Genomic DNA, 8,087 nt, shown 5'->3' with positions numbered 1-8,087 from the left:
CCAAAAAGTAGTTAGACATCCTGTCCATAAACTTCCTGGACTCCGCGTCAAAAAACTAACTGGACTCCGAGTCCAAAAAGTCAATGGACTCCGAGTCCAAAAAGTCACTAGACATCACAAGACTTACCTAGGTCCTTTGCTACAGCTTTTTGCCGATGCCAGGACTCTTCGAGCGTATCGTCTCCATGAGCAGTCGCAGGATCCACGTTCGTATCCTCTTCGCCATTTCGCCTGGGTAATTTAAGAGCACCGTGCTCTGTGCAGACACTTGGCTTGAGACTCGTCGGGAGCCGGCAGGCGACCGTTCCTCGGAGCGCGAAGAGTAGGCGTTATTCTCCGCCCTTAGATACTGCAGTGAGGTTTTCGTTCGTGCCGGACCTTTAAAACAAGTATTGCCGGCCGCTGCAATGACTAGGCGGACCAAGGCCTTTCTATAGGGGCGCACGCCGTAAAGCGAGGGACCGGGCTAGACTCATCCTCCTTTGCCCGGTGGGTAGTGGAAGCGGCGTTACCTAACAGGGCCCAGTGCTTGGCAACAAGCCGGGGGATGGGCCCCTAGGTTTAACGCGCAATAGGCTCGCGGGTTCAGTAAAACCCCGGAGGGGGTACCGCTGCATAGGGCGGCCGGTTTTACGCGATCAGAGGGCGTTAAAGGACGGGGCTGATGGTACGAAAGTGATTGTCACACATAGTATGTGTCGAAAGTCACCAAATATAATTTTTGAACTTGTTGAAGCCCTCGTTTATGGAACGAGTAACCGCCGGAGGTGGGGTACGCCTAGGCTATTGTCCCAGTGTAGGGGCCTTAAAAATCAGTAATAGCTTTATTGAATCTTCGACAGGTCCGGTTTGTCTCGGCTTGGTCAAAATAAGATAACGAACGTGTAACAAAGCTAGATCCGGGGTAGTGAATGGACATTGATTGTGATGATTTCGTAACCTATTCGGGACATTGAGTTACCGCCCGAAAGGTGCTCAATAGGAAATGAAAATTTAAAGCGTCGCATCTGGCTCCTCCTAGTGAGGGGCCGAGTGGAGGAAGGCCTAAAGGAACGGTCTTCTAATGAACACTAGGCCCTAGGGTCAGAGCTTTTCTACAAGGAAAGTAGACGCGTAGGAAGATTTGGAGTTTTTCTCGTGGCAAAGCACCGTCGTCAGGGCACTGTAAATACCCGTCGTATCGCATCTACTGCAGCTATCGCTGCAACCGCAGCTGTCGCCGCCCCGGGCGTCGCTCAGGCTGCCGAGGTCGTTGTTCCTAATACCGACTACCGTTTCGAGGTTGCCGGTCTGGAAAACGTCCCGAACATTGACCAGGTCCCAAACATTGACAAGTACGTCCCGTCCTTGGGCCAGGTTTCCAACCAGGGTGGCGACGACTTCGTCGCTGCTGCAGAGCAGCAGGCTGCTCCGGCCCCGTCCACCGTTGGTCAGAAGGCTCTGGAAGCTGCACGCTCCGTCCTTGGCTCGCCGTACGTTTATGGCGCTGCTGGCCCGAACGCTTTCGACTGCTCCGGTTTGACCAGCTGGGCTTACTCCCAGGCTGGCGTTCAGATTCCGCGTACCTCCCAGGCTCAGGCTGCTGGCGGTACCCCTGTTTCCTTGGACCAGCTCCAGCCTGGTGACATCATTTCCTACTACGGTGGCGCTTCCCACGTCGGTATCTACACCGGCAACGGGACCATCATTGACGCGCTTAACTCCGGCACCCCTGTGCAGGAGCGCGACTTGAACTACATGCCGATTAACAATGCCGTGCGCTTCTAATTGGCAGTGATATGACATGCCCTTCCCTTTGTGAAAAAGGGAAGGGTTTTGTTGTGCAACGGCGGCTAAAACCCGCTATAGTAAATTTGATTTTTGAAAATTTTGAGTTGAAGGTCTTTTCGTGTCTAAACGTGTGCTCCCAGCTGCCGCATTAACCGCAGTCCTCGCTGTCACTTCACTTTCTGGCCTCCCGCAAGTTATTGCGCAGGAGGCGGAACCGAACCAAGAGTCTGCTTCTGAAAACGTCGATGATCTGGTCGATCGCGTCGGAGAGGTTGCTCGAAAGGTCTCGGCGAAGAATGAGGAAGTCAAAGAGCTAGAAGATAAGCTCGCGGCCAAGGAAGAAGAGGTCGCTCAAGCGGAGCAAGACTCCGCAGAGGCCCAAAAACGCGTACATGACGCGCAGGGCGATGTCTCCACGCAGCAAGGCCGCGTGGACGACTTGGCACAGTCTCGCTACCGGGGAGACTCCCGTTCCGCCGTTTCGGGTGCGCTGGCTGCGGAAGACCCAGCAGACGCCGTAGAGCGCATGGGATACTTGGGCGCGCTTTCGCGCAAGGCGCAACGCACCCTCGATGCCAAGGCAGATGCAGCCTCAATGGCTGAAGCGGTTCAGCAAGAAGCCGCTGACGCTGCGAAAAAGGTGCGCGAGGAAAAGAAGGACCTCGAAAAGCAGCGCGATGAACTGGTAAAGCAAAAGGATGCGCTGGAAGAGCAGCAGGCAGATATCGAAGCTCAGGTGGATGCGCTGAGCGATGAGCAGCGCGAAGCTTGGGAAGGACAATTCGGCGGCACGGATAAGCTGGATTTCGACTTGGGAGAGATCGCCGATGGCGCTAGCTCTGCGGCTCTGTCCAAGTTGGGTTCGCCCTACGGCTGGGGTTCTGCCGGTCCGAACCAGTTCGACTGCTCTGGCCTGATGTACTGGGCATACCAGCAGATTGGAAAGACCATTCCGCGTACCTCGCAAGCACAAATTGCAGGTGGCACGTCCGTGCCGGTGGATCAGCTGCAGCCCGGCGATATCGTGGGCTACTACCCAGGAGTTACCCACGTCGGAATGTACATTGGCAACGGCCAGGTAGTACACGCCTCGACCTATGGCGTGCCAGTTCAGGTCGTGCCACTCAACTCGATGCCTATTTCGGGGACTGCGCGATTCTAAGTGGCCCGCATACTGCTGGTAACGAATGACTTTCCTCCCAAAGTCGGAGGAATCCAGTCCTACCTGCGGGACTACCTAGAAGCGCTCAACCCAGACGATGTCGTAGTATTCGCTTCGACCCAAGAGCCACCTGAGGACTATGACGCCTCTGTCGCCTACAAAGTCATTCGGTGGCCACACCGCGTGATGCTGCCCACCCCGGCCACCATGCGCCGCATGCAGGAAATCATCCGGCAAGAGGCCATTGAGGTTGTGTGGTTTGGTGCAGCGGCACCGCTGGCGCTGATGGGAAAAGCCGCGCGGCAGGCGGGGGCGCGCCGCGTGGTGGCAACGACGCATGGCCACGAGGTGGGGTGGTCTATGGTTCCACTGGCCCGGCAATGCCTGCGGCTGATTGGCAATAACGCCGATGTCATTACGTATATCTCGGATTACACTCTACGGCGCCTGCGCGGGCCGTTTGGTCCGCACCCGGAGTGGGCTCACCTGCCTTCTGGGGTCAGCCTAGATTCACTTTCCCCCGCAACCCCTGCGCAGCGCGCGGCCGCGAAAGCGGAGTTCGAGGTGAGCGGGCCAACCATCGTCTGTATTTCCAGGTTGGTCCCGCGCAAGGGGCAAGACCAATTATTGCGGGCGATGCCGCAGGTCAGAGAAGAATTCCCCGATGCGCAGCTAATGTTGATTGGTCGCGGGCGCTATCACGACGTACTGCAAGAATTGGCAGAGGTGTACTGTCCCGATGCAGTGATTCAGCCTGCCCCCAGCATTGAGACCGCGCTTCATGCCGCAGATATTTTTGCCATGCCGGCCCGCACCCGGGGCGGCGGCTTGGATGTGGAAGGCCTGGGCATCGTCTATCTGGAAGCACAAGCCTGCGGGCTGCCGGTCGTTGCCGGTGATTCTGGGGGAGCGCCGGAGACCATTACGGAAGAGACGGGGATCGTCGTCAAGGGCGCGTCCGTCGATGAGCTCGTGGAGGCCTTGAAGCAGCTCTTGCGCTCGCCAGAAATGCGTGATCGTATGGGGCAGGCGGGGCGCAGGGACGTTGAAAAGCACTGGAGCTGGGAGATCATGGGGCAGCGGCTGAGAAAGCTTATGGCTTGATGTGACCCTGGCCCGGTTGTCGGTATATTCTGATATCCATGCTTGAAAACAACTCCGCCGATCTTACTATCGGCTTCGATGTCGGTGGCACCAATGTGCGCGGTGGAGTAATCACTCGAGACGGGGAAATCCTTGCGAGTCGCACCATGCCAACCTCGGGGGATCCGCGCCAGCTTAATGATGACCTGGTAGCGATCGTCGAGGAGCTGCGCGCGGACTACCCCGTGGGCGCGGTGGGCCTTGCCGTGGCGGGATTTTTAGACCCAGAGTGTGAGACAGTCCGCTTCGCCCCGCACCTGCCGTGGCGGAATGCCCCGGTCCGGAGAAACCTCGCGGAACGCTTGGGGCTGCATGTCCGGCTGGAGCATGATGCCAACTCCGCTGCTTGGGGAGAATGGCGCTTTGGCGCGGGGCGCGGCGCGAAGGATTGGGTGTTTTTTGCCGTTGGCACCGGCATTGGCGCTACCTTGATGACTCACGACACCATCTACCGAGGCGCCTTTGGCACTGCTCCGGAATTTGGTCATATCGTCGTGGTGCCGAATGGCAGGCAGTGCTCGTGCGGCAAACGAGGCTGCTTGGAGCGCTATGCCTCAGGCACGGCCCTGCCGGATACCGCGCGCGAACTGCGGCCAGACTATGAGACCTCCTTGCCGCCGTATCCCACCGGTGAGCAGGTTGCACGCGCGGCACGTGGGGGAGACCCACTCGGTATTGCGGTAATGGAGAACTTTGGACAGTGGTTGGGCCAAGGCTTATCCATCGTGTCTGATGTGCTCGATCCGGAGCTCATTGTCATTGGCGGCGGGGTGTCCCAAGATGCGGATATGTACTTAGAGGAAGCCACCGCTGCCATGGGCCGGGATATAGTCGGCGCTGGACATCGCCCCCTTGCTCGCGTTGCAACCGCGGAATTGGGTTCGGCAGCAGGTATGATTGGCGTAGCTGACCTGGCCCGCCGCGGCCACTAGAATGAGCGAAGGACGAGCTGGAGATGAAAAACAAATGGTACTGGGCGTTTAAGCACATCTTTTTCGGGCCCGCCCTGCGTGTATGGAACCGCCCTTGGTCAGAAGGAATGGAAAAAATCCCTGCTGAAGGTCCCGCGATTTTGGTATCCAACCATCAAGCGGTGATGGATTCCTTCTTCTTCCCCCTGCTGTGCCCGCGCCAAATTACTTTTTTGGCCAAGTCAGAGTACTTCACCACCCCCGGCCTCGTGGGCGGCATGCAGAAATGGTTTTTTAGCTCCGTCGGGCAAGTTCCCATTGAACGGGATCATGAATCAGCCAGCCAGGCCATGCTCGAGACCGCGCGAAAGATTTTGGGGCGCGGTGATCTCTTTGGTATCTACCCAGAGGGCACTCGGTCCCCAGATGGACGTGTGTACAAGGGGCGTACCGGGATGGGGCGCATTGCCATGGAGACCAATCAGCCGGTCTATCCCATCGCTATGATCAATTCCCGCAAGGCTAACCCGATCGGTTCGTGGATTGTCCGCCCCGCCAAGGTGGGAGTGCGAGTGGGAGACCCCATTTACCCGCATGACTGGGCGCGCGAACACGGCCTGGATCCGCAGCAGCACGAGACCATACGCGCGTTCACGGACATGGTCATGGGGACATTAGCCGAGCTCTCCGGCAACCCCTATGTGGATGTCTATGCGGCTGATGTAAAGGAATCATTAAAGGCCGGCCACGGGTACCCCGCCGGTGCGGAGATTAAAGGGAGGTAATTACAATTCCTCAGGCCCGCTTAGCGTGGCCGGATACCGCAAAAGGAATTTCTATCATCGGCGTGGTGCTCCTACACATCACGCTGAAGGTGCCAGGAGCCGAACAAACGTGGCTAGCAAGTCTCAATACCTATCTCGACCCCCTGCGCCTTCCCCTGTTCTTTCTGGTCTCCGGCTACTTCTCTTATAAAGTCTTTCGTTACAGTTTCGCGGAGTTATTTACCCGCCGGCTCTGGTTTTTCCTCATTCCTTATTTGGTGTGGATGTCCGTGGAGCATATGACCAAACAGCTGGAATACCAGTGGGTTTTCGGTGACTCCTCCATGGGTATGACCGAGATGCTGCAAAATCTTTTACTTGGCCATACGATGGCGTGGTTTATCCACGCGCTCATTTTGTTCAACCTATTTCTGTGGTGCGTGCGCAAATTGCCTGCGTGGGCGGGCATCGGGCTGAGCTTTACCCCCGTTATTTTTATTGCCTGGCAGGAACAGTTTCAGTTTATTGGCAAGGCCATTATGTTCCTTCCCATCTTTGTAGGCGCCGCCTACCTTCGCGAACCGATTACCCGTTTTGCGGCCGCGGCAGAAGAAGTATTCCACGGCTCGTGGACCGTGCGCAGTGTTGGAGCGTATGCCGCGGCCATCGGCGCTTATTGTGCAGGCCTGGCCCTGCGCCACGCGTGGGACGGCAACGAAGCAGACATTGCTTTTAACTGGCCCCTGCTGGGCGCGGACTTTTTGGGTTGGGGAGATATAAACCTATTAGTGCGCTTTGTGGAACAGGTGCTAGAGGTGCCCGCGGGCATTATTGGGGCCGTGCTCATTAGCCACATTCCGTGGATTGCAGAAGGCGTGAAGTTCGTCGGCCGGCACACGCTGCCGATTTATCTCTCGCACCCCATCGGCTTGACCGTGGGCTATGGGTACTACATGGCGCATCATGACTATGCTGTGTCTTTGGCCGGGTCGTGGCCGCTGGAAAATACGTGGTTCTGGATCGCCATGTGCTTTATCTTTACGGCCATTTCTTCCCTGGCGCTGTGGGCGCTGGGGAAGGTCCCTATCCTTGGCTGGACGCTGGTTCCGCCGCGGATCGGTAGGCGCCGCCCCGCCGTAGAGCCAATGGTAGCGAACAAGCAACCAACAACACGGTGATGATGACGTAGTCATTGCCAACGATGTGCTGCCACCACGTCCAATCCAGCTCTTGGTCCTCGGTATGCGGAACCTGCCAGTGGCCGCGGGCGAAAAGCGCCAGCCAGGTGAGAGCGGCGAGAATCCAGCGGCGGCTGGCCACTAGGTAGATGCCCACTAAAACCAGCCAGGTGAAGTGGTGCGACCACGATACGGGGGAGCACAGCAGCGATACGGAGGCTGCCAGGAGCATGAGCACAACCTGGTTACCGTGAGACAGGCGCTCCATGGCAAACCACACGATCGCGATGACGACGATGACGCCAACGAGCCACAGGGTTTCTGCGTTATTGGGGCTGAGGCGGGTAAACAAGCCGCGCAAGGATTGGTTGGCGCTATAGGCTAGGCCGCCGATGCGCTCGGAATCGCGCAGGGTAGAGGTCCAATACTCAATCGAGCTATGCGGATTGGCAACAAAGGCGATGAGGCCGGCGGCCACGAAGGAACCCAGGGTGGTAAAGAAGGCCTTCCATTCGCGTCGGACGAAGAAGACAGCCAAAAAGACCGCCGGGGTGAGCTTGATGGCGATGGCGATGCCGGTCAGGATGCCGCGGGTCTTTTTCACCCATAGCAAATCAATGACCACGAGTGCGGTGAGCAGGATATTGATTTGGCCAAAGCTAAAGGTCTGCGTAATTGGCTCGGCCAGCATGGCGGCAAAAAGCCACCACGCCGCCCATTGTTGGCAGTTGAGGGTACGCAATACCAGCGCAATGCAGACCCACAAGGCGAGCACGGAGAGGACCGTGATCACCACGGCGGCAGCGGTGAGGGGGATCCACTGGAGCGGGGCGAAGAGCAGGGCCGCAAACGGTGGGTAGGTAAATGGGAGAGAGACGTTGCGGTCGGTGCCTACGAAATAGTCGCGGTTATAAAGGTCGCTGCCGAATCCGGCCCCGCCTTCGCGGTAAACATCGAGGTCAATGTGGTAAAAGGCGCGAAAATCACCGGAGAATAAGGCAGGAATATCGATAATCCACCACAGGGCGGCAAGCGCTGACAGGATTAGGGGGAGGGCGGTGGTCCACAGGGATTTATTATCGGTTCGGCTCACCTGCAAAATTTTACAGCGGCGCGATCGTGGGGCCAATTTCCCGCGCCCATCGCCGCAGCGCTAGGC

The 8,087-nt window shown here is 57.7% G+C and carries 7 protein-coding genes; 6 read left to right on the top strand and 1 reads right to left on the bottom strand.

The window, feature by feature from the left end:
- The first annotated feature begins 1,137 nt into the window (after positions 1-1,137).
- From MHX65_RS10095 to MHX65_RS10070, 6 genes are all read left to right on the top strand, one after another.
- On the top strand, positions 1,138-1,767 hold the full coding sequence (locus MHX65_RS10095) for a C40 family peptidase (protein ID WP_239269954.1): 630 nt from the start codon (positions 1,138-1,140) through the stop codon (positions 1,765-1,767).
- A 121-nt stretch (positions 1,768-1,888) separates the two neighbouring features.
- A complete protein-coding gene (locus tag MHX65_RS10090) occupies positions 1,889-2,932 on the top strand; it encodes a C40 family peptidase (protein WP_239269953.1) in 1,044 nt (347 codons plus the stop codon).
- Positions 2,933-4,036: a glycosyltransferase family 4 protein gene (locus MHX65_RS10085; protein WP_239269952.1), complete on the top strand. Its 1,104-nt coding sequence runs from the start codon at positions 2,933-2,935 to the stop codon at positions 4,034-4,036.
- Between the two features lie 38 nt (positions 4,037-4,074).
- On the top strand, positions 4,075-5,007 hold the full coding sequence (locus MHX65_RS10080) for an ROK family protein (RefSeq protein WP_239269951.1): 933 nt from the start codon (positions 4,075-4,077) through the stop codon (positions 5,005-5,007).
- A gap of 23 nt (positions 5,008-5,030) precedes the next feature.
- On the top strand, positions 5,031-5,771 hold the full coding sequence (locus MHX65_RS10075) for a lysophospholipid acyltransferase family protein (RefSeq protein ID WP_239269950.1): 741 nt from the start codon (positions 5,031-5,033) through the stop codon (positions 5,769-5,771).
- A gap of 62 nt (positions 5,772-5,833) precedes the next feature.
- A complete protein-coding gene (locus MHX65_RS10070; protein WP_239269949.1) occupies positions 5,834-6,928 on the top strand; it encodes an acyltransferase family protein in 1,095 nt (364 codons plus the stop codon).
- Here MHX65_RS10070 and MHX65_RS10065 read toward each other — a convergent pair.
- Positions 6,834-8,021 (bottom strand): glycosyltransferase 87 family protein, encoded by a 1,188-nt coding sequence (locus MHX65_RS10065; RefSeq protein WP_239269948.1) that lies wholly within the window; start codon positions 8,019-8,021, stop codon positions 6,834-6,836. The genes MHX65_RS10070 and MHX65_RS10065 overlap by 95 nt on opposite strands.
- Positions 8,022-8,087 lie beyond the last annotated feature (66 nt).

It is taken from the genome of Corynebacterium sp. ACRPS, from assembly GCF_022346005.1.
Lineage (GTDB): Bacteria > Actinomycetota > Actinomycetes > Mycobacteriales > Mycobacteriaceae > Corynebacterium.
Note: the sequence above shows the minus strand (reverse complement) of the source record. Positions and strands in the feature narration are given on the sequence as shown.